The organism is Paracoccus sp. 08, from assembly GCF_024105395.1.
Taxonomy (GTDB): Bacteria; Pseudomonadota; Alphaproteobacteria; order Rhodobacterales; family Rhodobacteraceae; genus Paracoccus; species Paracoccus marcusii.
This window is the reverse complement of the sequence record NZ_WEKR01000071.1, coordinates 1-25,337: the sequence shown is the minus strand read 5'-3', so window position 1 is coordinate 25,337 and position 25,337 is coordinate 1. Positions and strand designations below refer to the sequence as shown.

The following is a 25,337-nucleotide window of genomic DNA, read 5'->3' as shown; positions in this document are numbered from 1 at the left end:
TGGCGCACGGTCTGGCGGGACCGATCAGGGATTGGTTTCCAGATAGGCGATCAGGTTGGCGCGGGCCTGCGGATCGCGGATGCCCGCAAAGCTCATCGCGGTGCCCGAGACGAAGCCGCGCGGGTTCTCCAGGAACGCCTGCAGGTGGTCGGGATCCCAGGTGGGGTATTCGGCCGCATGTTCGGTCATCGCGCTGGAATAGCTGAACCCGTCGATGCTGGCGGTCGGGCGTCCGACGACGCCGTTCAGGTGCGGGCCGACGCCGTCGCTGCCGTCCAGGGCGTGGCACGACCGGCACTTGGCCCATTCACGCTCGCCCGCGGCCGCATCGGCCGAGGCCATCAGCGCGGCAAAGTCCAGCGGCGCTTCCTCTTCGCCCGCGGGGACGGTTTCCGGGACCGGGATGGTATAGGCCTGCGCAATTTCCTCGTCGCCGTGATGACCGCCGCCATGTCCGACAGTGAACAGGCCGCTGGCCGCCCAGTTGGCCAGCATCAAAAACAGCAGCGCGCCAATGAAGGCGCCGGCTGCCTTGGTCAGGGTCATCGTATTGAACATCGCGTGCGGTCCCGCCTTGGTAAGCTCGTCAGGTCGTGCGGTATGTATCCGCTTTCGCTTTCAAGGATCAAGGTATAGTTACCCCGGCACGCTCAAATTTAGAACAGCGGGGGCCCGGCCATGACCACGAATCGCATCGCGTTCCAGGGAGAACCGGGTGCCTACAGCCACGAGGCCTGCCGCAGCGCGCGCCCTGGAATGGAGGCCCTGCCCTGCCGCACCTTCGAGGACGTGATCGAGGCCGTGCGCGCGGGCGACGCCGATCTGGCCATGCTGCCGGTCGAGAACTCGACCTATGGACGGGTGGCCGACATCCATCACCTGCTGCCCGAATCCGGCCTGCGCATCATCGACGAGGCCTTCGTGCGCGTCCATATCAGCCTGCTGGCCGTGCCCGGAACGACCCTGGATCAGGTCCGCGAGGCGATGAGCCATACCGTCCTGCTGGGCCAGTGCCGCGGGTTCCTGCGCCGGAACGCCATCCACGCGATCACCGGGGCTGACACCGCCGGTTCCGCCAAGGAGGTCGCCGCGCGCGGCAATCCGTCGCTGGCCGCGCTGGCCGCGCCCTTGGCGGGCGAGATCTATGGCCTGGACCGCTTGGCCGACCGGATCGAGGACCGGCAGAACAACACCACGCGGTTCCTGATCATGTCGCGCCAGGCCGACGACAGCCGGCGCGCCGAGCGGATGCTGACCAGCTTTGTCTTCCGGGTCCGCAACATCCCGGCGGCGCTCTACAAAGCGATGGGCGGGTTCGCGACGAACGGCGTGAACATGACCAAGCTGGAAAGCTACATGGTCGACGGCGTGTTCACCGCGACCCAGTTCTATGCCGACATCGAGGGTCACCCCGAGGACGCGAACGTCGCCCGCGCGCTGGACGAGTTGCGCTACTTCACCTCCAGCCTGGACATCCTGGGCGTCTATCCGGCCGATCCGCTGCGCGAGACGCAGCGACAGGCAAGCATGGCGGACTGATCCCGCCTAGCGGGCAAAGTTGCGCATCTGATGGACGAAATCCTCGATCCGGCGCTGATAGCGGCGGTCAAGCTGCGCCTTGCCCAGCTTGGCGGTCTGCAGCATCAGCCTGGCCTTCATGTTGCGCGGGCGGACCTCGGTCTCGAAGATCAGGCGCGACTTGACACGGCTCAGCGCGACGACGGTGGCCACCACCGTCAGGTCCAGCGCATCGGAATGACCGGCCATCATCATCTGTTCGGGGCGGTCGAACCGCGTGACGGCCNGCCGCAGCTGCCGCGCCTTGCCCCGCCAGTCGAACCCGATGTTCCAGCCCATGCCGATCCCCGGTTCGTTCGACGGATCGATGCGCGCCACGGTTGCACCGCGGCCGATCACCATTCGTTCCAGCGCGTCGAAATTCCCGACCAACTCGAACAGGCGTTCCGCGGGAAGGTCCGTGTCGATCCGCGTGGAGAACTTCATCTGAAACGACCCAATGACCCATCCGGGGCGGCCAGGACCGCCGACCCCTCCCTTGGCAGATAATCCGGATCGCGCGGCAGGTTCAACCGGGGGATTAGCAAAGGGCGACATTGACATCTGCAAGTCGGAGCGCAGCTGAATTTGTCGAAACAGTTCCGATTTGTGAAATTCCACGCCACAATGACCTGATAAAGCGTGCGTTGTTCAATCTTTGGTTGTGTGGTCCGAATTGTATACAGTAAGCATGGTATCGGTATGTCGTCCGTGCCCGGAAAGGACATGACGGCATGCGCAACGCGGCGTCGGGCGATCACATGTTTGACAGGAAGACGATGCAAATGCCCGCAACGGCCGCGGATGATCCGCCCCCGGACGGCATGACGCTGCGCATCCTGGCCACCAGCGACCTGCACATGCACCTGCTGCCCTACGATTACCTGGCGGATCGTCCGTCGGACCGGATCGGGCTGGCGCGCACCGCATCGCTGATCGAGGCGCGGCGGACCGGGCCGCATGCCAGCATCCTCTTGGACAACGGCGATTTTCTGCAGGGCGGTCCGATGGGCGACCTGGTCGCGCGGCGCAGCGGACCCTTCGCCGGCACCCACCCGGCCATCGCGGCGATGAACGCGCTTGGCTATGACGCGGCGGCGTTGGGGAACCACGATTTCAACTTCGGCCTGCCCTTCCTGCGGCGCGCCGTGGCACGGGCGCGCTTTCCGATGCTGGCCGCGAACCTGACCGTGCGCCGGGGGGCCGATTTCGCCGCCACCTGCGTGATCGAGCGTGAGCTGACCGACCCGCAGGGCAACCGCCTGCCGCTGCGCATCGGCGTCATCGGCTTTCTGCCGCCCCAGACCGAGGAGTGGGACCAGGACCTGCGCGCCGTCATGCGCAGCGACGACATCCTGGACTGTGCCCGCCGCCTGGTGCCGCGGCTGCGCGCCCAAGGGGTCGATCTGGTCGTGGCGCTGGCCCACAGCGGCATCGGCGGCCCCGAGCCCCTGCCCCGGATGGAGCACGCCGCCCATGCGCTGGCCGCCCTGCCCGGCATCGACGTGCTGATCGCCGGCCACACGCACGAGGTCTTTCCCGGCCCCCGCTGGCGCGGCCGCCCCGGCATCGACGCCGATCGGGGAACGCTGGCGGGCAAGCCCGCGGTCATGCCCGGCTTTGGCGGATCGCATCTGGGGGTGATCGACCTGCGCTTTGCCCCGCGGGCGGATGGCGGGCTGGCGGTCGACCGTTTTGCCGTGCGCGCCGAATCGGTCACGCCGGCGATGCCGACCGCGGTGCTGGTGGCGCGCCAGGTGGCGACCGCGCACAAGGCCACCCTGCGGCAGCTGTCCACGCGCATCGGCCGCACGGCGCAACCCCTGAACAGCCATTTCGCGGTGATCGGCCATGATTGCGGCCTGCGCCTGGTGAACCTCGCACAGCGCTGGCATGTCCGGCAGCGGCTGGCCGGCACGCCGGATGCGGACCTGCCGGTGCTGTCTGCCTCGGCGCCCTATCGGGCCGGGGGGCGGGGCGGGCCGCAGCATTACACCGACGTGCCGGCGGGCACGCTGAGCCTGCGGCACCTGGCCGACCTCTACTCCTTTCCGAACCGGATCACCGCCATCCGCCTGACGGGCGCGCAGCTGCGCGGCTGGCTGGAACGTTCCGCCAGCCTGTTTCACCGCGTCCAACCCGGCGCGCGCGACGCGCCGCTGCTGAACCCCGAGTTTCCGGCCTACAACTTCGACGTCATCGACGGGGTCAGCTGGCGGATCGACCTGTCCGCCCCGGCGCGGTTTCACCCCGACGGGCGGCTTGCCGACCCGAATGCCCACCGCATCCGCGACCTGACCTGGCAGACCCGGCCCGTCGCGGACGACCAGGCCTTCGTGCTGGCCACGAACTCGTATCGGCTGGCAAGCTGCGGGCTGTTCAGTCCGCTGGTCTCGTGCAACCGGGTCCCACCGGGGCCTTCGCGCCCCAGCCCGGCACCACGGTCCTGTTCGAGACCACGCCCGCCGCGCTGGACCGTCCCCTGCCCGAACCAGACCGGCTGCAGGGCGTGGGACTGAACGAGGACGGTTTCGCGGTGATGCGCCTGTCGCTGTAAGACATGCGCATGGGCTTGCATCCGCCGCGCGACCATCCTATCTGTGCGCCCGAGAGGTTGGCGCGGGCAAGCGCCTCGCCAAATCGGTCAGGTCCGGAAGGAAGCAGCCGTAACGAGTCCCGCATGGGTCGTTGTCCAGCCTCTCACCGTATTCCCCGCATGATCATCCGGTTTTCCTGCACCGCGCGGCGCATGCCGGGGAACAACAGCGCGCCTTTCCGGTTGTCCTGCGTAACAAACAGGAGACCGACATGCTCAAGTTCATCGGCGGCGCCGCTGGCATCATCTTCATCATCGGCCTGCTGGTCGTGATCGGCATCCTGTCGCTGATCTTCTGAGACGCGCCAGACGGCCGACAGGAAAAGACCCCGCCCGGACCACCGGGCGGGGTCTTTTCGTGTCCGTGACCGGACGGATCAGGCGCGCAGGCGGCCGCCCGTGGCCTTTTCGACCTTCTCGACGACCTTGCGGCTGACCGCCTCGATGTCGGCATCGGTCAGCGTCTTGTCGCGCGGCTGCAGGCGCACGGTGATGGCCAGCGACTTCTGGCCGCCCTCCAGCCCCTCGAACTGGTCAAAGACGGACACGCCCGCGATCAGCGCCTTGTCGGCCCCGGCGGCGGCGTTGACCAGGGTCAGCGCCTCGACCCCCGCATCCACAACGAAGGCGAAATCGCGATCGACGGCCTGCAGTTCGGACAGCTCCAGCGCGGGTTGCGTGGGCGTCTTGACCTTGGGGAAGGGCACCGCGGCCAGCTGGATCGTGAAGCCCACGGCCGGCCCCTTGACGTCCATCTGGCGCAGGACCTTGGGGTGGATCTCGCCGAAGGTTGCCAGCACGTTCGGCCCGAGCGCGATGTTGCCCGCACGCCCCGGATGCCACCAGCCGTCCAGCTTGCGGTTGATCTGCGCACGCGCAGGCGCGCCGATGGCGTTCAGGATCGCCTCGGCATCGGCCTTGGCGTCGTAAAGGTCCACCTTGCGGCGGCTGCCGAAGGGATCGCGGGGCGCGGTCTGGCCGACCAGCAGCCCGCTGATGCGAACCGCCTGCTCGCCCGGCTCTCCGCCCGAGAAGACCGGACCCAGCTCGAACAGCGCCAGATCGGCGAAGCCGCGCGCCTGGTTGCGCGCCGCGGCCTGCAGCAGGCCGGGCAGCAGGTCGGGGCGCAGATGGCTCATCTCGCTGCTGATCGGGTTCTCGACGCGCACCGCATCATCCCCGCCGCCGAACAGCGCCGCCGAGGCCTGGTCGATGAAGCTGTAGGTCACGCATTCGTTGTAGCCCAAGGCCGCCGCCATGCGCCGCGCCGTCTTCTCGCGGACCTGCAGGGGCGTCAGCACGGGCTTTGGCACCCCGGCCTGGGCCCGCGGCAGGGGCTTGCCCTGCAGCTTGGTCAGGCTGGCGATGCGGGCGATCTCCTCGACCAGATCGGCCTCGCCCAGCACGTCGGGACGCCAGGAGGGGACATGCGCCATCTCGCCCTCCAGCCGGAAGCCCAGGGCTTCCAGCGTGGCGCGCTGATCGGCCTCGTCGATATCCATGCCGACCAGGCGGCTGGNGCGCGCGGGGTCCAGGCGATAGGCGCGCCCCGTGTCGGGCAACGCGCCGGCGGTCACCACCTCGGAGGCCTCGCCGCCGCACAGGTCCAGCACCATTCGCGTGGCCAGCTCCAGCCCCGGCAGGGTGAAGGCCGGGTCGATGCCGCGTTCAAAGCGATAGCGCGCATCGCTGTTGATCTTCAGCGCGCGGCCGGTGGCGGCGGTGCTGATCGGATCGAAATAGGCGGCCTCGATGAAGACGTCGCGCGTCTCCTCGGACGCGCCCGATGCCGCGCCGCCCATGATGCCCGCGATGCTCTCAATGCCGTTGTCGTCGCAGATCACCACCGCGCCTTCGGGCAGGGCATAGGTCTTGTCGTCCAGCGCCACCAGCTCCTCTCCGGCCCGTGCGCCGCGCAGGATCAGGTCGCCCGCGACCTTGCCCGCGTCGAACACGTGCAGCGGCCGGTTCAGGTCGAAGGTGAAGAAGTTGGTGATGTCCACCAGCGCATTGATCGGACGCAGGCCGATCGCGCGCAGGCGCTTCTGCAGCCAGGCGGGCGACGGGCCGTTCGTCACGCCCCGCACCACGCGGCCGGCAAAGAACGGCGCCTTGGCGGCCACGCCCGCGTCGATCGTCACCCCCACCGGGCAGGGAAAGGCGCCGGGCACCCCATCGACCGTCACGGCCTTCAACGTGCCCAGGCCGCGCGCGGCCAGGTCGCGGGCGACGCCGTGGACGCCCAGGGCGTCGGGGCGGTTCGGCGTGATCTTGATGTGGATCATCGGGTCGATCTTGTCCGGCGCGTTCTGCGCCAGCCAGTCGACGAAGCGCTGCCCGACCTCGCCGGACGGCAGTTCGATGATGCCGTCATGCTCTTCGGACAGCTCCAGCTCGCGTTCGGAGGCCATCATGCCGTGGCTTTCGACGCCGCGGATCTTGCCCACGCCAAGCGTCGTGTCGATGCCGGGGACATAATCGCCGGGCTTGGCCAGAACGACCGTGATGCCCGCCCGCGCATTGGGCGCGCCGCAGACGATCTGCTTTTCGCCCTCGTCCGTCATCACCCGGCAGACGCGCAGGCGATCGGCATCGGGATGCTGTTCGGCATGATCGATCCGCGCCAGGGTAAAGGTCCCCAGCTTGGCGGCAGGGTCCGCGATCTCCTCGACCTCCAGGCCAAGATCGGTCAGCGCCTCGGCGATCTGGTCGATGGTCGCGGTGGTGTCGAGATGCTCCTTGAGCCAGGAGAGGGTGAACTTCATGGCGTCTGCCTTCCGGGTCGGCCCGCGCGGGGACTTTGCCGCCTTGAACCGTGCCATGCGTCCTGGGTCAAGCCGGATCAGCGGATTTCCCCGAATCCCCGGCCCGTTACCACGCTTGCCGGGCCCTGCGCAGGGTGCAACTGTAGCGCGAAGCAAACCGAAGGTGTCATCATGAGTCTCATGTCCCGTCTTGCCCCCCTCCCCCTCCTGCTGTTGGCAGCCCTGCCCGCGCAGGCGCAGGACGCCCCGGCCCAGCCGCAGTGTTCCGGTCAGCCCGCCACCTGGCTGGGCGACGATCCCGATGCCAGCGACATCACCGCGGCGGGGGCCGCGCTGTCGCGGCAGATGACCACGACCGCCGGCACCAACCCCTATGCGATGTTCCGGGTGACGGGCGACATGCAGCCCCTGAGGCTGGAGGCGATGTCGGACGGCGACCCGTCCATCAGGCTGGAAACCCCCGACGGCGACCTGCTGGCCGAGAATGACGATGCCGTCGGGCTGAATTCGCGGATCGAACAGTCCGTCGGACCGGGCGACTATTGCGTGCGGCTGATCCCCGTCGGGGACGCGGACATGACCGCGACCGTCCAGCTGACGCGTCCCGACATGCCCGCCCTGCTGGTCGATCCCGTGGACACGACCATCGCTGCCTGCACCCCTGAAACGCCTGCCGAGACCCTGGGCCAGGGGCCGCTGAATGCCGCCCTGCCCGTTGAGGCGCAGACGGACGGCACTGTCCGCTATCTGCGATTCGCGCTGGACGGCAGCGCCTCCGTGACCCTGCGTGCGGTCAGCGACGGGCTGGACCCGAACATGATCCTGTTCGATGGGTCGGGCACGCAGATCGCCGCCAACGACGATGCCGACGGGTTGAACGCGCGCCTCGATTTCCCAAGCGGTCTGGCCGGAGGCGACTATTGCCTGGGTGTCGCGCCGATCTCCTCGGGCGAGGGCACGATCACCGTCACCGTCGAGGCGCTGGACCGCGACAGCTATCTGCGCACCGCCTGGCGCAAGGGAGAGTTGGCACCGCCCACGGATGGCGACTATCCGATGCAGGCCATCGACCTGGCCGCCGACCGCGAGACGGTCGTCCTGCAGGACGGCACCGCGCAATGGCTGACCTTCACCCTGGACCGAGAGACCGCGCTGATTGTCAGCGCCTATGGCGAACTGGTCGGCGTCGATGCCAAGCTGGCGCTGTTTTCGCGGGACGGGGCGGTCTTGGCGCAGGCCGACGACAGGGACGGCAGCGTGGACGCCCGGTTGGGGCCGGGAGAATACCGGATGGCGCTGACGGACGTGAACCGCCCCGACCAGCCCGGCGCACCGATCCGCCCCGTGGGCCTGGTGTTCGAGCGGTTCGAGCGCGTCGACTGACCCCGGACGCTGTCGATCCGATCGGCCCGGGGCACGGCGCCGTGGTCGGCGGTGCTGCCAGAAGGTCGCGGGCATCGCGGGGTCACTGACCGCGCACAGGGTCCGCCGGGTTCTGCGGTGCGGATCTTGCGTGGCGGCGGGGCGTTCCTATCTTTGCAATGCGTCCGGATGGGGCGCGCGACATGGAACAGGAGAGCCTTGCGGATGGATGTGCAGCGCGAATTGCTGATCGAGCAGCGGGTGGCCAATGAGGCGAAATCGCCGCTGATCGCCTATCTGCTGCTGATCTTCCTGTGGGGGTTCGGCGTGCACCGCATGTATCTGGGCCGCTGGATCAGCGGGTTCATCATGCTGGCAATCTGGGGCGTGGGCTGGCTGACGGTGCCAATCCTGATCGGCTGGCCGGCGGTGGGCTTCGTGGTGCTGTGGTGCATCATCGACCTGTTCCTGATCCCTGGAATGGTCCGCGCGGATCGCGAGGACATCCGGCGGCGGCTGCGGTGATGGCGCGCCGTTAACCTGAGGTTGAAATTTCCGTGATCTGTAAAGGCGGCCCGTGCTAGGGCGGTCACCGTACCAACATTCCCTTTTTAGATCCGGAGATTTTGACGTGCCCCTTGATACCCAACAGCGAATCCTCATCGAACAGCGTGTCACGAACGACACCAGGTCGCCCGTGATCGCCTATTTTCTGCTGGTTTTTCTGGGTGGATTCGGGGCGCACCGGTTCTATCTGGGCAAGACCGGCACGGCAGTCGCAATGCTGATCCTGTGGGTGCTGGGCTGGATGACGCTGATCCTCGGGGTCGGGCTGATCATGCTGGCCGCAGTCGGGATCTGGGCGTTCGTCGATCTGTTCCTGATCCCCGGGATCATCAGGGCCGATCAGGACGCCCTGCGGCAGAGGCTGGCCGTGGAGTTCGGGGGTCATTCCGGACCGCACCCAACCGCCTTCCCCGCATCCGCACCGGGCGTTCCGTTCACCGCCTGACGTCCACGGCGCGCGCCCCTTGATCGCTAGGGCGCGCCGCCTTCAGCGCGACAGCCCGCCGCTGACGCTCGGCACGTCGCCTGCTGCAAAGCCATAGTGGCGCAGCCAGCGCAGGTCGCTTTCGAAAAAGGCGCGCAGATCGGGGATGCCGTATTTCAGCATCGCGATCCGGTCGATGCCCATGCCAAAGGCAAAGCCCTGCCACTGATCCGGGTCGATCCCGCCAGATCGCAGGACATGCGGATGCATCATCCCCGAACCCAGGATCTCCAGCCAGGAATTGCCCTCGCCGATCTTCAGCTGGCCGCCTTCCCAGGAACACCGGATGTCCACCTCGGCCGAGGGTTCGGTAAAGGGGAAATGCGACGCGCGGAAGCGCAGCTCGACCGATGGCACCTCGAAGAAGGCCCGGCAGAACTCCTCCAGCGTCCATTTCAGATGCGCCATGCTGATGTCGCGGTCGATGGCCACGCCCTCGATCTGGTGGAACATCGGCGTGTGCGTCTGGTCCATGTCCATGCGATAGACGCGGCCCGGCGCGATCACGCGGACCGGGGCGCCGTGATCCTGCATGGCGCGGATCTGCACCGGCGACGTGTGGGTGCGCAACACGTGCGGCGGACGGTCGTCGCCCGGCGCGCGGTGCATGAAGAAGGTGTCGTGCTCCTGGCGCGCGGGATGTTCGGGGGCGATGTTCAGGGCGTCGAAATTGTACCAGTCGCTTTCGACCTGCGGCCCTTCGGCGACCGCAAAGCCCATGTCGGCAAAGATCGCCGTGACCTCGTCGGTGACCTGGCTGATCGGGTGGATCGACCCCTGACGGCGCGGGCGGCCCGGAAGGGTCACGTCCAGCCATTCGTCGCGCAGACGCGCGTCCAGCGCCGCATCCTCAAGCGCCAGCTTGCGCGCGCGCAGGGCGGCGTCGATTTCGTCGCGGATCTGGTTCAGCGCCTTGCCGGTGGTCTGGCGCTCCTCGGGGGACATGCGGCCCAGTTCGCGCATCATCAGGCTCAGCTCGCCCTTCTTGCCAAGCGCGGACAGGCGTACGTCCTCGATGGCCTGAGGGTCGGAGGCGGCAGAAATGCGGTCCAGCCATTGCTGGCGCAGGGGGGTCAGATCGTCCATCGCGGGGCCTTTCCTGGTTGCGCCCGCGTTAGCATGGCCGGGCGCGCGGGGTAAAGACCGCGCGCCCGTGCCGCCTTATTTCCAGATGTCGCGGTTCACGCCCGGCGCGATGCCGGGGTGATCGCCGATGCGGAAGGTCGGCTCGTGCCCGGCCTTGCGCTGGCGCAGATAGTCGCGGGTGACGACCGCGACGGTCCCCGACAGCGCGACGATGGCGATCAGGTTGATCGTGGCCATCAGCCCCATGCTGGCATCGGCGAAGTTGAAGACGGTCGTGACCGCCTGCAGCGAGCCCCAGACCACCATGCCCAGTGCCGCCAGCCGCAGGACCATGATGCCCGGCTTGCCCGCGCCCAGATAGACGATGGCGTTCTCGGCATAGGAATAGTTGCCGATGATCGAGGTGAAGGCGAAGAAGAAGATCGCCACCGCCACGAAGATCTGGCCGAAGCCGCCGAAATGGTCGGTCAGTGCGGCCTGGGTCAGGTTCACCCCGGTCAGCTGGTCCGAAGGCATGACATCGGCCAGCAGGATCATCACCGCGGTCGCCGTGCAGACCAGGATGGTGTCGATGAAGACGCCCAGGGCCTGCACGAAGCCCTGGCTGGAGGGGTGATGCGGGTTGGGCACTGCCACCGCGGCGATGTTGGGCGCCGAACCCATGCCGGCCTCGTTCGAGAAGAGGCCGCGCTTGACCCCGTTCAGCATGGCCGCCGCGACGCCGCCCGCGACCCCGCCCACGGTCTCCTGCAGGCCGAAGGCCGAACGCACGATACCGCCCAGGATGCCCGGCACCTCGGTGATGTTCATCACCAGGATGACGACCGCCGCCAGTAGGTACAGACCCGCCATGATCGGCACGATGAACTGGGCCGCCCGCGCGATCTGGGGGATGCCGCCGAAGATGATGATGCCCGACAGGATCGCCACGCCGATACCGACCATGCCCGCGCCGATGCCGAAAGCGCCCTCGACCGCCTGCGCGATCGAGTTGGCCTGGACCGCGTTGAACACCAGGCCGAAGGCGACGATCAGCGCGACCGCGAACAGCGCGGCCAGCCAGGGCAGGCCCAGGCCGCGGGCGATGTATTGCGCCGGTCCGCCGCGATACATCCCGTCCGACCCGTGCACCTTGTAAAGCTGCGCCAGCGTCGATTCCGCATAGGCCGTGGCCATGCCGACCAGTGCCACCATCCACATCCAGAAGATCGCGCCCGGCCCGCCCAGCGTCAGCGCCACAGCGACCCCCGCGATGTTGCCGGTGCCCACGCGGCTGGCCAGCGACACCGACAGCGCCTGGAACGGGGTGATGCCGTCCTTGTCCGTCTCTCCCGATCCGCGCACGCAGCGCCACATCTCGGCGAAGTGGACGAACTGCAGGAAGCCCAGGCGCAGGGTAAAGTAGATGCCCACGGCCAGCAGGCCGTAGATCAGCACGTAGCCCCAGAAGATGGTGTTGAGGAAATCGATGATGGCGGTCATGGCGTTCTCCGCTGCCTTTTCAAGGGGCAGTCTGTAACAGCCATGTGAGCAATCGCAAGCCGCTTAGTCGCGGGGCGTCACGGTCAGCCAGACCCCGCCTTCGGGGCGCAGCGTCAGGATCATGCGCGGCTGCGGCTCTCGCCCCGGCACGCGGGCAAAGCGGAACCGCGCCAGCAGCGTCGACAGGATGATCACCGCCTCCTGCAGGGCAAAGCTGGCGCCGATGCAGATGCGCGGCCCCGCGCCGAAGGGCAGGAACGCATATCGGTCGGGCGCGCTCAGAAAGCGGTCGGGGTCGAAGGCGTCGGGCCGGTCCCACAGCAGGTGATGCCGGTGCAGCGCATAGATCGGCATCATGACCGTATCGCCGGGATTGATCTGGCGCCCGCACAGCGTGTCGCGGGCCTGGGCGGTGCGCGACAGGAAGGCCGCGGGCGGGTACAGGCGCAACGTCTCGTTCACGATGCGCATGGTCAGGGGAAGCGCGCCCAGATCGGCGGCGGTGGCGGCGCGGTCGCCCAAGGCACGGCGCGCCTCCTCGGCGGCGGCCTCCTGGATGTCGGGGGCGAAGGCCATCAGGTACAGCGCCCAGGCCAGCGTCAGGGCGGTCGTCTCGTGCCCCGCCACGATGAAGGTCAGCAGGTTGTCGCGCAGCTCGTCGCGGGTCATCGTGCGCCCGGTCTCGGGGTCCTGCGCGACCAGCAGCAGGTCCAGCAGGTCGGGCGGCCCGTGCTTTTCGGCGGCCTGCGCGCGGGCGGCGATGGACTGGTCGGCGATGGCCTTCATCCGCTTCAGCCCCGGACCGGAAAACAGCCGCCCCGGCCGCGGCAGCCAGGCGGGCAGGCCCAGCACGTCCATCAGCGACAGTTTGGCCGTCTGCGCGATATAGGCGTCGATCGACTGATGCACCGCATCGCGGTCGAACATCCCGTCGCCGGAAAAGGTCACATCGGAAATCACGTCGAAGGTGGCGGCCACCGTCTCCTCGAACAGATCGACCGGACCGCGCGCGCCCGCCAGACGGCGGCAGGACGCCTCGGCGGCGGCGGTCATCACGGGGCCAAGCGCCTCGACATGGCGTTGAGCAAAGGCCGGGGCGGCGGCGCGGCGCTGCCAGCGCCAATGCGCACCCTCGGCCACGAACAGGCTGTCACCGATGGCCGGGTTCAGGATCAGCTTGGTCGTCACCGATTTCGGATAATCATCCAGCTTTTCCTTGAGGATCCGGCGCAGGGCGGTCGGGTCCATCACCATGTGCCAGCTGACGCCGGTCTTGCCCGACACGATGGGCTGGCGCGTGGCGATGGCGGGGATCAGTTCCAGCACGTTGCGGCGCGCGGTCATGGCCGTGCCCCACAGGCCAAGGGGGACGGTCGCCAACGGCACCTTGGCGGGATCGGCTTGGGGCAGGTCGAACATGGCGGCGGCCTCTGGCTGGGGCTGTCCTACAAAGCTGGGGCCGCGGGGGCTGCGGGTCAACCGTTGGACAGCGGCCCAGATGTCGCGGGCAGCAGGGCCGCGACCGCCGCCGCCTGCACCGCGCGCGTCAGCCCGGACAGCCGATCCGCAGCCAGCCGCCCGATCTGCCAGTACAGCGACACATCCAGCGGCGTGCCCGGCACCATCTGCACCAGCCGACCCGAGGCAAGATCATCGGCGACCAGCATCTCCGGGTTTAGCCCCCAGCCCAGCCCCGCGCGGCACGCATCCACGAAACCCTGGGTCGAGGCCAGGCCATGCGCGGGCAGCACCGGCGATTGCCCCGTGACCTGCCGGACCCAAGCCAGCTGAAGCCCGTCCTTGCGATCAAAGGCCAGCGCCGGCGCACGGGCCAGCGCCGCCGCCGTCACCCCGTCAGGGAAATGCCGCCGCATGAAATCGGGGCTGGCCGTCGCGTGATAGCGCAGCCGCCCAAGGGGCCGCACCGCGCAGCCCTGCACCGGGCTGTCCAGCGACGTCACGGCGGCCAGCACCCTGCCCTGCCGCAGCCCGTCGGCGGTGTGCTGTTCGTCGTCGATGGCGATCTGGAACAGGTGCCCGCTGTCGCGCGCGTGGGCGGCCAGGGCGGGCATCAGCCAGGTGCCCAAGCTGTCGGCATTCGTCGCGATCGTCACTGTGACCCGCGCGGCATCCCCGTCGGCCATCCCCGGCAGGTGCTGCGCCAATGTCTGTTCCAGCATGCCCACATGGTCCATGTGGCGGCACAGGCGGGCTCCGGCTTCGGTCGCGGTACAGGGCTGTCCGCGACCGATCAGGACGGTGCCCAACCGCTCCTCCAGATTGCGGACCCGCTGCGAGATCGCCGAAGGCGTCACCCCAAGAGCCCGCGCCGCGGCCTCGAAGCTGCCGGTCCGCACGATCGTCGCAACGGCACGGGCAGCGGCATAATCCAGCATCAGTTTTCCTTACCCAACCTTAGCAGCATGAGTTTGTCTAATCCGCCACGGGCGGCTAGATCAACCGCGACCCCATGACCGGAGACGCCCCATGAGCCCTGCGATCTTTCTGACCGGCCTGATGACGGGCCTCAGCCTGATCGTGGCGATCGGTGCGCAGAACGCCTTTGTGCTGCGCCAGGGCCTGCGCGGGGATCACGTGCTGGCGGTCTGCCTGACCTGCGCGCTGTCGGATGCGGTGCTGATCGTGCTGGGCGTCACAAGCTTTGGCCGCATCGCCCAGTTGCTGCCCTGGATCGACCCGGTGATGCGCGTGGCAGGGGCGGCGTTCCTGATCTGGTACGGGGCGCGCAGCCTGCGCACGGCAATCAGCGCGACCGGGGCGCTGGAGGCAGGCGGCGGGCGCGGACCGGGCGGGCTGCGGCGAACGGTGCTGGCCTGCCTGGCGCTGACATGGCTGAACCCGCATGTCTATCTGGACACGGTCGTGCTGTTGGGCACGATCTCGACCCGGTTCACAGAGGACCGCGACGCGTTCGCGGCGGGCGCGGTGACGGGATCGTTTCTGTTCTTCTTCGCCTTGGGTTATGGCGCCGTCTGGCTGCGACCGGTCTTTGCCAACCCCACCGCCTGGCGCATCCTGGAGGCGGTCATCGCCGTCGTCATGTGGTCCATCGCCGCCAAGCTGCTGCTGGGGTGACGCACCACATGAAAAAGGCCCCGCAATCGCGGGGCCTTTCCAGACAATGGATGACGATCAGATGTCGTCGCCCAGCTTGCCCTTGACGGCGCCCGACACGTTCTGTGCGGTGCCCTTGGCCTGCTGGGCCTTGCCTTCGGCTTCCAGACGTTCGTTGTCGGTCATCTTGCCGATGCCCTCCTTGACGTTGCCTGCCAGCTTGTTCCCTGCGGCTTTCGCCTTGTCGGTCATCTCGCCCATGGGGATCTCCTTGATGGGTGTGTCTCTGTGGGGGATGAACGCCCGACACGCATGCGGGTTCCGCGCATGACAAAGGCCCGCTCCCGGATCGGGAACGGGCCTTTGCGGCAATGCGGTGGCCGCGATCAGGCGGCGGCTTTGGCCTGTGCCACGATCGCGCCGAACGCGTCGGGTTCGTTCACGGCCAGGTCGGCCAGGACCTTGCGGTCAACCTCGATGCCGGCTTTCGACAGCAGGTTGATGAAGCGCGAATAGGTCATCTCGGCATCGACGGCGCGGACGGCGGCGTTGATCCGCTGGATCCACAGCGCGCGGAAGTTGCGCTTGCGGTTCTTGCGGTCGCGTGTCGCGTACTGGTTGGCCTTGTCGACGGCCTGGGTGGCGGTGCGGAAGTTGCGCGAGCGCGCGCCATAGTAGCCCTTGGCTTGATCAAGGACTTTCTTGTGACGGGCGTGGGTCACCTTGCCGGATTTAACGCGGGACATGTGTGGTTCTCCTGATCAGCGAGCGTAGGGCATGTATTTCTTGACGATCTTGGCATCCGCATCCGACAGGATGGTGGTGCCGCGCGCGTCGCGAATGAACTTGGTCGTGCGCTTGATCATGCCGTGGCGCTTGCCGGCCTGACCTGCCTTGACCTTGCCCGAGGCCGTCATCGAGAACCGCTTCTTGGCAGCGGATTTGGTCTTCATCTTCGGCATTTTCATCTCCTTCATCAGAGTGAACGCGCGGCTCGGCAATGCCATGTCGGCCGGCCGCACGGGAACGGAAGCGTCGCCTTACACAGGCGCGCGGGAATGCGCAAGGGGTCAGGACGCGGGCTCACCGCCGGTGACCGTGTCCAGCGCGGCCGGGATGTCGGCCGGGCTGAAGGGTTCGGGATCCATCCAGGCCCCCGCGAACAGCAGCACGATCCCGCCCAAAAGCGCCAAGATCGCCGCGCGCGGCGGCTGCGTCTGCAGCAGCTGGACCACCGCAAGCACCACGGACAGAAGGCACAGGGCAACCCCTGCCAGCAAAAGAAGATCGGACATCACCACCCCCCGGGTTTCAAGGCCCCAGCGTTATTCCGGGTCGGTGGCGAAGATCAAGCGGTCATCGCAGGGGGCGATGCGCAGGATGTTCGTCGTGCCCGGCACGTTGAAGGGCACGCCCGCCATCACCACGACCTGCCGCGTCTCGTCGGCAAAGCCGTATTCGCGGGCGGCGCGGGTGCCGATGATCACGGCCTCCTTGAAGCGCGACATGCGCGGGGTCGTCACGCAATGCGTCCCCCAGGTCAGCACCATGCGGCGCGTGACCGTCAGGATCGGCGACAGCGCCAGGATCGGCACGCGGGGCCGTTCCCGGGCGATCAGGCTGATCGTCTTGCCCGACTGGCTGAAGGCGCAGATGGCGGCCACGTCGGTCGTCTCGGCGATCTCGCGCGCGGCGGTCACGATGGCGTCGGGGACCGACGACAGGCTGGCCTTGCGCGCCGCCTCGATGATCGAGCGATAGTTCGGGTCGGCCTCGACCGACCGGGCGACGTTGTCCATCGTGCGCACGGCCTCGACCGGGAAGCTGCCGGCGGCGCTCTCGGCGGACAACATGACGGCGTCGGTGCCTTCATAGATGGCGTTGGCGACGTCGCTGACCTCGGCGCGGGTGGGCATCGGGCTGTCGATCATCGATTCCAGCATCTGCGTGGCAACGATCACCGGCTTGGCGGCGCTGCGGCACAGGCGGACCAGGCGCTTCTGGATCGGCGGCACCGAATGGACCGGCAGCTCGACGCCCAGGTCGCCGCGCGCGACCATGATCCCGTCGGACGCCTGCAGGATCTCGTCAAAGGCGCGCACGGCCGCGGGCTTCTCGATCTTGGACAGGATCGCGGCGCGACCCTTGGCCAGGGTCTTGGCCTCCTCGACGTCCTCGGCACGCTGGACAAAGGACAGGGCCAGCCAGTCCACGCCCAACTCGCAGGCGAATTCCAGGTCGGCGCGGTCCTTGTCCGACAGCGCGGCCAGCGGCAGAACCACGTCCGGGACGTTCACGCCCTTGCGGTCGCTGATCGCGCCTGCGACCGTGACCACGCAATCGGCGAAATCGGGGCCGCATTTCTGCACCGTCAGGCGGATCTTGCCGTCGTTGACCAGCAGTTCCGATCCCTCGATCAGGGCCGCGAAGATCTCGGGGTGCGGCAACGAGACGCGGGTCGCATCGCCCAGATCAGGCGACAGGTCAAAGCGGAAATGATCGCCCACGGCCAGTTCGTGCGGCCCGGCGGCAAAGGGACCCACGCGCAGCTTGGGGCCCTGCAGGTCGGCCAGGATGGCGATGGGACGGCCCGTCTCGGCCTCGATCTCGCGGATCGTGTCGTGGCGTGCCCGGTGATCGTCATGGCTGCCATGGCTCATGTTCAGGCGGAACACGTCGGCCCCGGCATCGAACAGGGCGCGGATCATCTCTTTCGACGATGATGCCGGTCCCAGGGTTGCCACGATCTTCACGTTGCGATGTCGTCTCATCATCCCGCCCTTGTCTCAGGTTTAGCGCTATCTATGCCGCAAATGCCGATGGTCGGCAACTGGCGTCTGTCCGCCATCCGTCGTAGACAGCCTGCATCATGACCGATGACACGACATCGACGCCCTTCCGCATCCTGGGTCAGGACCGCCCCTCGCGGTGGCTGATCACCTGCGATCACGCCACGAACCGCGTGCCCGATTGGGTCAGCGGCGGCACCCTTGGCATCGCGCCCGCCGACATGGCCCGCCACATCGCCTACGACGTCGGCGCGGCCGGGCTGACCGAACAGTTGGCCGAACGGCTGGACGCGCCGGCGATCCTGTCCGATTTCTCTCGCCTGGTGATCGACCCGAACCGCGGAGAGGACGACCCCACCCTGCTGATGCGGCTCTATGACGGGACGGTGATCCCGACGAACCGCCTGGCGGACACGGCCGAACGCCAGCGCCGGCTGGACCGGCTGCACCGCCCCTATCACGCGGCGCTGGCCCGGGTCGCGGCGCTGCACCCGGACCGCTGCATCTGCGCCGTCCACAGCTTCACGCCGCAGCTGCGGGGGCGCCCGCCGCGGCCGTGGCAGGTGGGCATCCTCTATTCGCATGCCGATCCGCGCCTTGGCCCCGCGATGGTCGCGGCTTGCCGCGATCAGGGCTGGATCACCGGAGAGAACCAGCCCTATGACGGGCATCTGGACGGAGACAGCGTCGATCGCCACGCCTTGCGCCACGGCCGCCCTAACATGCTGATCGAGGTCCGCAACGACCTGATCGCCACCCCCGAAGGCCAGCAGATCTGGGCCGACAGGCTGGCGCCGGTGATCACGAAGGTGCTGGCCGACAGCGGGTTGTGACGACGCCGGGGGGTGCGGGGGGCTGGCCCCCCGCCGTCGCGGGACGCAACTCAGACCCCGGTCTTCAGGCTCTCTTCCAGATAGATCTCGCGCAGGCGCGTGGCCACCGGGCCGACCGTGCCCGCCCCTACCCGTGACCCGTCTATCGACACGACCGGCATGACGAAGGCCGAGGCCGAGGTGATGAAGGCCTCGTCCGCCTCCTGCGCCTCGGCGATGGTGAAGGCGCGCTCCTCGACCTGCATCTGCGCCTCGCGGGCAAAGCGCAGCACCGCCGCGCGGGTGATCCCGTGCAGGATGTCGTGGCTCAGTTCCCGCGTCACGATCGTGTTTCCCTTGACGATATAGGCGTTGTTCGAGGTTCCCTCGGTCACGCGCCCGTCCTCGACCATCCAGGCATCGTCCGCACCGCGCGCCTTGGCTTCCATCTTGGCCATCGACGGGTACAGCAGCTGCACCGTCTTGATGTCGCGCCGACCCCAGCGAAGGTCATCAACGCTGACGACGCTCCACCCGGTCTTGGCCGCGGGGGCGTCGGCCAGGCCGGGCTTCGATTGCGTGAACATCACCACTGTCGGCACCGTGTCCGCGGACGGATAGGCAAAATCGCGATCGCCCGGATTGCCGCGGGTCACCTGCAGATAGACCAGCCCGTCGGTGATGTCGTTCCGCGCCACAAGGTCGCGATGCGCGGCCAGATACGCATCGTCCGACAGCGGGTTGGCGATGGCCAGTTCCGACAGCGACCGCTTCAGCCGCACCATGTGCCCTTCGAAATCGATCAGCTTGCCACCCAGCACGCTGACCACCTCATAGACGCCGTCGGCCATCAGGAACCCCCGGTCAAAGACCGACACCATGGCCTGATCCTCAGGGGTGTAATCGCCATTCACATAGACCGTCCGCGTCATCGCTGCCTCCGTGCCGTCGCGTGTTCGCGCCCGGTCCTGCGCCCAAAGCCCCGCTGCGTCAAGAACCGCGCCCGATGCCGCATTGCGGAAATAGGGCTTGCTGCAACCGCAGCGCAACATTATTACCGATGGCAGGCCCGAATCTTGTCGAACAGGACCTTGCCATGAGCTTTCGCCAACAGCCCCTGCCCCCTGCGCGCCTGAACCGCTGTCAGTTGTTCGGCCCCGGATCGCGCCCCGCGCTGTTCGCTAAGATGGCCGCCTCTGCCGCCGATGTCATCAACCTGGACCTGGAGGATTCGGTCGCGCCCGCCGACAAGGACCAGGCGCGCGCCAACATCATCGCGGCGATCAATGATGTCGACTGGGGCTCCAAGACGCTGTCGGTGCGCATCAACGGGCTGGACACGCCCTTCTGGTACCGCGACGTGGTCGATCTGCTGGAACAGGCAGGCGACCGGCTGGACCAGATCATGATCCCCAAGGCGGGATGCGCGGCCGACATCTATGCCGTCGATGCGCTGGTCACCGCCATCGAACGCGCCAAGGGCCGTACCAAGCCGATCGCCTTCGAGGTCATCATCGAATCCGCCGCCGGCATCTGCCATGTCGAGGAGATCGCGGCCGCGTCCCCGCGCCTGCAGGCAATCAGCCTGGGGGCCGCCGATTTCGCGGCGTCGATGGGCATGGCCACCACCGGCATCGGCGGCACGCAGGAAAATTACTACATGATCCGGGACGGCCAGAAATACTGGCCCGATCCGTGGCACTGGGCCCAGACCGCCATCGTCGCGGCGTGCCGCACGCACGGGCTGCTGCCCGTGGACGGCCCCTTCGGCGACTTCAGCGACTCCGAGGGGTTCCGCGCCCAAGCCCTGCGCAGCGCCACATTGGGCATGGTCGGCAAATGGGCCATCCATCCCAGCCAGATCGCACTGGCCAACGAGGTGTTCTCGCCCAGCGAGGCCGCCGTCACCGAGGCGCGAGAGATCCTGGCCGCGATGGAGAAGGCCAAGGCCGAAGGCGCCGGCGCCACCGTCTACAAGGGCCGCCTGGTCGACATCGCGTCGATCAAGCAAGCCGAGGTGACTCTGCGCCAGTCCGACCTGATCAGCGCCTGAAGACCCCCCGCGGGCCGGACCAGTGGAGGGGGACGGCCCGCACCACGAGGGAGGAGAGGCCCCGCGAGCGATCGCGGGGCCTTATCGCATGACCGCGGGTGAGGCCTGCCGATGGCCGGACCATGGACGGTCCCGGCCACGGCAGCCATCCCGGTCAGCCGCCCTGAACCTTGCTTCCCCTCGAACTCCAGCAGTACCGCCCACCGCGCATCCCGGTATGTCCGAAGGGTGACGCGACGCGCGCCGTCAACCCGCGCGCCGGCGCGGGCGTCGCCTTAGCGGGCGTTACCGCGTGGTGGCGGAAGCGCAAGCGCGGCGCGATTCCTCATTCGCACGCATTGCTGTTCCTACCACCATCCGGCCGATGCAGGTCCAAAGTCGGCTTGCCAAGGACAAAATGACCCTCTGGGTTGCTCCCACCGATCAAACGCCGGAACAGTCCCGGTCCTCCGACGGGCCCGCCGTCGGTCACCCTGCAATATCGAGCACCGCCCTCCGCTGCCGCCGTCTGCGGTCTGTCGTCCAACATTAAATCTTGCACCGCCCGGTGCCGTGCATTCTAGCGGGCTCCAAGCCTCCAGTTCCGCCTCGACGATCAACGACGTTGGGCCATAGGATACATTGACCACATGCGCCGGCCCGCCGGTCAGGCCGACTGATCGATCCCGCGGATGGCATACCCGGACGGCTCGACAGCCAGAAAGGCTGCAAACTGTATCATGCAGTGCCCCCGACGATTGCCACGTAAGCCCATCAAGACGTGCAGACGCGGGATTAACATTGCAGGGAGACCCTACGCCGCTGCCCCGCAGCCAAGATGATCGGCGATCACGCGCGCCGCAGCTTCCTGAACGCGGCCGAGGCGCCCCAGCCGGCGATCACCGCCACCGCCAGCGACATCAAGCCATAGAGCAGCGGCTGGTCGAAGGCCAAACGGTACAGCCAGCGTTCCAGGCCCACCTTGCGCACCTCGATCGCGGCGCCATAGGCGTCGATCACCGCCCCCTCCCGCAGCAGGAAGATGCGGGCGCGGTAATCGCCCTCGATCAGGTTGGCAGGCAGGCGGATGTCCGTGCGGAACAGCGTGTCCTCGACCAGGGTCACGGCCCCCTCCTCCATCCGGTAATGGCCGTTCTGCTGGCGCAGACGCAGCAGGGCTTGGGTATAGGGCAGCGTATCCTCGACCTCGGGGGCGCCGGCAAAGGCGCGCAGCACCAGCGGCAGCGAGATGCGGTACCGATTGTCCCAGTCCGGCGCCAGGATGTCGTCCAGGGGCCGCGTCGTCGCCACCGCATAGAAGCTGGGCGCAGCCCCCACATCGACGCGTTCGGTGTTGACCCAGATGCCGAAGCGGCGGGCCTTCTGCCAGATGGTCAGCGGTTCGGACGGGGCCTCGATCGTCACGATCACGTCCAGGGGGCCGTCGGGAATCGGCGTCTCGCGCCGTACGGCGCCATAGATCAGGATGTCGCTGCCATCAAAGCTGGTCGTGATCGCCACGGCGCTGTTCGACAGACCCGCCACCACCTGCTCCCCCCCCTGGTCGGCGGGGGCGACCGGATCACCGCGCGGCGACCCCGGATCGGGGAACAGCGGCCAGACCTGGGGGGCGTCCACCGGGGGGATCAGGCCCGCATCCGGGTCCGTGGGCATGGTCGATCCCGCCCCCTGCGCCATCAGCGCACCGGGCAGCAGCGCCAGCATCATCGCCAGGACGACCCCCCGCATCATTGCCCCCGCGTGGTGATGACGAACAGGTCGTCAGGTGTCAGGAACAGGTCCAGCGCCAGCTTGCCGCAGACCGCCAGCACCAGAAGCGCCAGCAGGATGCGCAGCTGTTCGGCCCGAAGGCGCGCGCCCAGCGTGGTGCCGATCTGCGCGCCGATGACGCCGCCCACGATCAGCAGCACCGCCAGCATCACATCGACCGTGTTGTAGCTGACCGCGTGCATCAGCGTGGTGAAGGCGGTCACGAAGGTGATCTGGAACAGCGACGTTCCCACCACGACCTTGGTGGGCATGCCCAGCAGATAGATCATCGCCGGCACCATGATGAAGCCGCCGCCGACGCCCATGATCGCGGCAAGAACACCCACCGCGACCCCGACCAGAAGGGGCGGAATGACGCTGATATAGAGGCCTGAGGCACGGAACTTGACCTTCAGCGGCCAGCGGTGGACCCACATGTGCTGGTGCAGGCGCCGCCGCCCCGTGGGATGGCGCGCGCGCAACAAGGCCCGCAGGCTTTCCTGCAGCATCATCGCGCCGATCAGGCCCAGGAAGACGACATAGCACAGCTGGACGACCAACTCGACCTGGCCCAGCTGCTGCAGGATGTTGAAGACCACGACCCCCAGGCCCGATCCGACCATGCCGCCGGCCAGCAGGACGCCCCCCATACGGAAATCGACGGTCTTGCGCTTCATGTGCGCCAGCACGCCCGACACCGACGATGCAACCACTTGGTTCGCGCCGGTCGCCACCGCGATGGCGGGCGGGATGCCGATGAAGAACAGCAGGGGCGTGATCAGGAAGCCGCCACCGACACCGAACAGGCCGGACATGACGCCCACCAGCCCGCCCAACCCCATCAGGGTGAAGGCGTTGACCGAGACTTCGGCGATGGGAAGAAAGATCTGCATCGCATCCCGGCCCGTTGCGCACCGTCCCACGATGCAACGCGGCGCGCCCGACGTCAAACCGCTTCCGCCCTGCGGCGCAGGAACGGGTTGAAGCAGAAAGCCGCCCCCGCTAAGCAGATCGGGTCACATCCGCGTGCGCAGGGGCGCGGTCAGCCGGAACAGGGGACAGGATGCGCATTCTCATCACCAATGACGACGGGATCAACGCCCCGGGCCTGGAGGTGCTGCACCAGATCGCCACCGAACTGGCCGGCCCGCATGGCGAGGTCTGGACCGTCGCGCCCGCGTTCGAGCAGTCGGGCGTGGCTCATTGCATCAGCTATACCCACCCCACCATGGTCGCCCGCCTGGCCGAACGCCGCTATGCCGCCGAGGGCAGCCCGGCCGACTGCGTTCTGGCGGCCCTGGGCGACATCGTGGGCGCGGCCCCCGACCTGGTGCTGTCGGGCGTCAACCGCGGCAACAATGCCGGAGAGAATGCCATGTATTCGGGCACCATCGGCGGCGCGATGGAAGCCGCGCTGCAGGGCCTGCCCGCGATCGCGCTGTCGCAGTACCTGGGCCCGCGCACCGCGGACCTTGCCGACCCCTTCGAAGGCGCGCGCACGCATGGCGCCGCGGTGATCCGCCGCCTGCTGGATCATGGCGACTGGTCGACGGATGCCGACTTCCGCCTGTTCTACAACGTGAACTTTCCGCCGGTCCCGGCCGCGGAGGTCCGGGGCCTGCGCGTCGCACCCCAGGGCCAGCGCCAGGGATCGCGCTTTGCCGCCCAGCCCTACAGCGCGCCGAACGGGCGCCGGTTCATGTGGATCGCGGGCGGGTCGCAGCAGGCGCCGGCGCGCGACGGGACCGATGTGGCCGCCAACATGGAGGGGTTCGTCTCGGTCACGCCGATGCGGGCGGACCTGACCTGCCATGCGTCGCTGGACCGACTGGCGGCGGCGCTGGACGATCCGCTGGCACGGGCTGCCGAATGAGCGACGAGGACGACGACGCGGAACGCAAGATGCGGTTCGTCTTTCAGCTGCGGTCCCGCGGGGTGACCGATCCGCGGGTCATGGCCGCGATGGAGGGGATCGACCGCGGCCTGTTCGTGCGCGGCCAGTTCGCCGACCGCGCCTATGAGGACACCCCCCTGCCCATCCCCTGCGGCCAGACGATCAGCCAGCCCTCGGTCGTCGGCCTGATGACCCAGGCCCTGGACGTCGGTCCCCGCGACACCGTGCTGGAGGTCGGCACCGGTTCGGGATACCAGGCCGCGGTCCTGTCGGGACTGTGCCGGCGCGTCTACACCGTCGACCGCCACCGCCGCCTGGTCCACGAGGCCGAGGCGATCTTTCGCGAACTGGGTCTCTACAACATCATCGCGCAGGTGGCCGACGGATCGCGGGGCCTGCCCGACCAGGCCCCCTTCGACCGCATACTTGTGACCGCCGCGGCCGAGGATCCGCCCGGGCCCCTGTTGGCACAGCTGAAGATCGGCGGTATCATGGTGGTGCCTGTCGGACAGTCGGACGCGGTCCAGACCCTGATCCGCGTGACGCGGACCCAAGAGGGTTTCGATTACGACGAGTTGCGGCAGGTGCGGTTCGTTCCGCTGGTCGAGGGGTTGGGCCAGACATGACCCCCGGCCACCATCAGGCAGGCCGAGGACAGGACCATGACAAGACGTGATATTCGGACCGGCTGCGCCATGCTGGCCGTGCTGGCGCTGACGGCCTGCGGGCCGGACGGCAGTTTCGACCCCGACCTGCGCGGGCTGATCGGGGGCATGGACACCGCCCCCGCGGCCGCAGCCGCGGCACCCCGTCCGGCGCCCGACGCGCGCGGCGTCATCAGCTTTTCCAGCGGCCAGGTCGCGGTCGCGCAGGCGGGCGACACGCCCGCATCGATCGCCGCCCGGCTTGGACTAAATGCGGCGACTTTGGCCGCCCACAATGCCCTGCCCGCCGACGCGCCCCTGCTGGCGGGTGCGGTCCTGGTCCTGCCGACGCAGGTCGCCGCCGGTGCGCCCGCGGGGGCCGCGACCGGTGGCGGCACGGCGATCGTGACCGACCCCTTTGC

26 protein-coding genes and 1 other RNA gene are annotated in these 25,337 nt (G+C 68.1%); 12 read left to right on the top strand and 15 right to left on the bottom strand.

The genetic code is table 11. The annotated features are described in order from the left end of the window. Window positions 1-24: 24 nt before the first annotated feature. The gene (locus tag GBO37_RS18485) at window positions 25-558 is read right to left on the bottom strand and encodes a cytochrome c family protein (protein ID WP_046000146.1); all 534 of its coding nucleotides are present in this window, start codon (window positions 556-558) and stop codon (window positions 25-27) included. A 120-nt stretch (window positions 559-678) separates the two neighbouring features. Here GBO37_RS18485 and GBO37_RS18480 point away from each other — a divergent pair, with 120 nt between their 5' ends. After that, complete coding sequence (locus tag GBO37_RS18480) at window positions 679-1,539, top strand: prephenate dehydratase (protein WP_045981499.1); 861 nt, start codon at window positions 679-681, stop codon at window positions 1,537-1,539. Between the two features lie 6 nt (window positions 1,540-1,545). Here GBO37_RS18480 and GBO37_RS18475 read toward each other — a convergent pair whose 3' ends face one another. After that, the gene (locus GBO37_RS18475; protein ID WP_252930390.1) at window positions 1,546-2,004 is read right to left on the bottom strand and encodes a hypothetical protein; all 459 of its coding nucleotides are present in this window, start codon (window positions 2,002-2,004) and stop codon (window positions 1,546-1,548) included. Window positions 2,005-2,336: 332 nt separating this feature from the next. Between GBO37_RS18475 and GBO37_RS18470 the strand changes: the two genes are divergently transcribed. Both GBO37_RS18470 and ffs read left to right on the top strand, forming a co-directional pair. Beyond that, the gene (locus GBO37_RS18470) at window positions 2,337-4,076 is read left to right on the top strand and encodes a bifunctional 2',3'-cyclic-nucleotide 2'-phosphodiesterase/3'-nucleotidase (protein WP_252930388.1); all 1,740 of its coding nucleotides are present in this window, start codon (window positions 2,337-2,339) and stop codon (window positions 4,074-4,076) included. Between the two features lie 88 nt (window positions 4,077-4,164). After that, window positions 4,165-4,263: signal recognition particle sRNA small type (gene ffs, locus GBO37_RS18465), an RNA gene on the top strand. A 267-nt stretch (window positions 4,264-4,530) separates the two neighbouring features. Here the strand turns inward: ffs and pheT are convergent. Further along, window positions 4,531-6,918: a phenylalanine--tRNA ligase subunit beta gene (gene pheT / locus GBO37_RS18460; protein WP_252930386.1), complete on the bottom strand. Its 2,388-nt coding sequence runs from the start codon at window positions 6,916-6,918 to the stop codon at window positions 4,531-4,533. 171 nt (window positions 6,919-7,089) lie between these two features. Between pheT and GBO37_RS18455 the strand changes: the two genes are divergently transcribed. The 3 genes from GBO37_RS18455 to GBO37_RS18445 all read left to right on the top strand — a co-directional run bounded on the left by GBO37_RS18455 (window position 7,090) and on the right by GBO37_RS18445 (window position 9,292). Then, window positions 7,090-8,301, top strand: coding sequence for a hypothetical protein (locus tag GBO37_RS18455; RefSeq protein WP_252930384.1), 1,212 nt, complete (start codon window positions 7,090-7,092; stop codon window positions 8,299-8,301). 204 nt (window positions 8,302-8,505) lie between these two features. Further along, window positions 8,506-8,805: a TM2 domain-containing protein gene (locus tag GBO37_RS18450; protein ID WP_042244914.1), complete on the top strand. Its 300-nt coding sequence runs from the start codon at window positions 8,506-8,508 to the stop codon at window positions 8,803-8,805. A 172-nt stretch (window positions 8,806-8,977) separates the two neighbouring features. Continuing rightward, the gene (locus GBO37_RS18445; RefSeq protein WP_252930383.1) at window positions 8,978-9,292 is read left to right on the top strand and encodes an NINE protein; all 315 of its coding nucleotides are present in this window, start codon (window positions 8,978-8,980) and stop codon (window positions 9,290-9,292) included. Between the two features lie 42 nt (window positions 9,293-9,334). On the opposite strand, the gene pheS is transcribed toward GBO37_RS18445, so the two are convergent. The 4 genes from pheS to GBO37_RS18425 all read right to left on the bottom strand — a co-directional run bounded on the left by pheS (window position 9,335) and on the right by GBO37_RS18425 (window position 14,295). Then, entirely contained in the window at window positions 9,335-10,417 is a 1,083-nt protein-coding gene (gene pheS / locus GBO37_RS18440; protein WP_127897976.1) for a phenylalanine--tRNA ligase subunit alpha, read from the bottom strand. A gap of 75 nt (window positions 10,418-10,492) precedes the next feature. Further along, window positions 10,493-11,899, bottom strand: coding sequence for a sodium:alanine symporter family protein (locus GBO37_RS18435; RefSeq protein ID WP_194885138.1), 1,407 nt, complete (start codon window positions 11,897-11,899; stop codon window positions 10,493-10,495). A gap of 63 nt (window positions 11,900-11,962) precedes the next feature. Continuing rightward, the gene (locus tag GBO37_RS18430; protein WP_252930381.1) at window positions 11,963-13,318 is read right to left on the bottom strand and encodes a cytochrome P450; all 1,356 of its coding nucleotides are present in this window, start codon (window positions 13,316-13,318) and stop codon (window positions 11,963-11,965) included. Window positions 13,319-13,374: 56 nt separating this feature from the next. Further along, window positions 13,375-14,295: a LysR family transcriptional regulator ArgP gene (locus GBO37_RS18425; protein ID WP_252930379.1), complete on the bottom strand. Its 921-nt coding sequence runs from the start codon at window positions 14,293-14,295 to the stop codon at window positions 13,375-13,377. Between the two features lie 91 nt (window positions 14,296-14,386). Between GBO37_RS18425 and GBO37_RS18420 the strand changes: the two genes are divergently transcribed. Next, on the top strand, window positions 14,387-14,995 hold the full coding sequence (locus GBO37_RS18420) for a LysE/ArgO family amino acid transporter (protein ID WP_252930376.1): 609 nt from the start codon (window positions 14,387-14,389) through the stop codon (window positions 14,993-14,995). Between the two features lie 57 nt (window positions 14,996-15,052). Here GBO37_RS18420 and GBO37_RS18415 read toward each other — a convergent pair whose 3' ends face one another. From GBO37_RS18415 to pyk, 5 genes are all read right to left on the bottom strand, one after another. Continuing rightward, window positions 15,053-15,235: a CsbD family protein gene (locus GBO37_RS18415; RefSeq protein WP_252930375.1), complete on the bottom strand. Its 183-nt coding sequence runs from the start codon at window positions 15,233-15,235 to the stop codon at window positions 15,053-15,055. A 125-nt stretch (window positions 15,236-15,360) separates the two neighbouring features. Next, a complete protein-coding gene (gene rplT, locus GBO37_RS18410) occupies window positions 15,361-15,720 on the bottom strand; it encodes a 50S ribosomal protein L20 (protein WP_045981489.1) in 360 nt (119 codons plus the stop codon). A 15-nt stretch (window positions 15,721-15,735) separates the two neighbouring features. After that, a complete protein-coding gene (gene rpmI / locus GBO37_RS18405) occupies window positions 15,736-15,936 on the bottom strand; it encodes a 50S ribosomal protein L35 (RefSeq protein WP_042244892.1) in 201 nt (66 codons plus the stop codon). A 108-nt stretch (window positions 15,937-16,044) separates the two neighbouring features. Then, the gene (locus GBO37_RS18400; RefSeq protein ID WP_252930373.1) at window positions 16,045-16,269 is read right to left on the bottom strand and encodes a hypothetical protein; all 225 of its coding nucleotides are present in this window, start codon (window positions 16,267-16,269) and stop codon (window positions 16,045-16,047) included. Between the two features lie 30 nt (window positions 16,270-16,299). Next, window positions 16,300-17,745, bottom strand: a complete 1,446-nt coding sequence (pyk, locus tag GBO37_RS18395; protein WP_046000136.1) for a pyruvate kinase — start codon at window positions 17,743-17,745, stop codon at window positions 16,300-16,302. Between the two features lie 98 nt (window positions 17,746-17,843). Here pyk and GBO37_RS18390 point away from each other — a divergent pair, with 98 nt between their 5' ends. After that, entirely contained in the window at window positions 17,844-18,596 is a 753-nt protein-coding gene (locus GBO37_RS18390; RefSeq protein ID WP_252930371.1) for an N-formylglutamate amidohydrolase, read from the top strand. Between the two features lie 50 nt (window positions 18,597-18,646). On the opposite strand, the gene GBO37_RS18385 is transcribed toward GBO37_RS18390, so the two are convergent. After that, window positions 18,647-19,507 carry a D-amino-acid transaminase gene (locus GBO37_RS18385; protein ID WP_252930368.1) on the bottom strand — a complete coding sequence of 287 codons (861 nt, stop codon included), beginning with the start codon at window positions 19,505-19,507 and terminating at the stop codon, window positions 18,647-18,649. 164 nt (window positions 19,508-19,671) lie between these two features. On the opposite strand from GBO37_RS18385, the gene GBO37_RS18380 reads away from it, so the two are divergent. Continuing rightward, window positions 19,672-20,628, top strand: a complete 957-nt coding sequence (locus tag GBO37_RS18380; RefSeq protein WP_148910535.1) for an L-malyl-CoA/beta-methylmalyl-CoA lyase — start codon at window positions 19,672-19,674, stop codon at window positions 20,626-20,628. Window positions 20,629-21,456: 828 nt separating this feature from the next. Here GBO37_RS18380 and GBO37_RS18375 read toward each other — a convergent pair. After that, window positions 21,457-22,359, bottom strand: coding sequence for a TIGR02186 family protein (locus GBO37_RS18375; protein WP_252930365.1), 903 nt, complete (start codon window positions 22,357-22,359; stop codon window positions 21,457-21,459). After that, the gene (locus tag GBO37_RS18370) at window positions 22,356-23,270 is read right to left on the bottom strand and encodes a sulfite exporter TauE/SafE family protein (protein ID WP_045981483.1); all 915 of its coding nucleotides are present in this window, start codon (window positions 23,268-23,270) and stop codon (window positions 22,356-22,358) included. Before GBO37_RS18370 ends, GBO37_RS18375 begins: the two co-directional genes overlap by 4 nt. Before the next feature lie 170 nt (window positions 23,271-23,440). Here GBO37_RS18370 and surE point away from each other — a divergent pair, with 170 nt between their 5' ends. From surE to GBO37_RS18355, 3 genes are all read left to right on the top strand, one after another. Next, window positions 23,441-24,250, top strand: a complete 810-nt coding sequence (gene surE / locus GBO37_RS18365; protein WP_252930363.1) for a 5'/3'-nucleotidase SurE — start codon at window positions 23,441-23,443, stop codon at window positions 24,248-24,250. Then, window positions 24,247-24,897, top strand: a complete 651-nt coding sequence (locus GBO37_RS18360) for a protein-L-isoaspartate(D-aspartate) O-methyltransferase (protein WP_045981481.1) — start codon at window positions 24,247-24,249, stop codon at window positions 24,895-24,897. The genes surE and GBO37_RS18360 overlap by 4 nt, the downstream gene beginning before the upstream one ends. Before the next feature lie 36 nt (window positions 24,898-24,933). Next, window positions 24,934-25,337 (top strand): LysM domain-containing protein (locus GBO37_RS18355; RefSeq protein ID WP_252930362.1); only part of this gene is annotated, 404 nt, incomplete at its 3' end.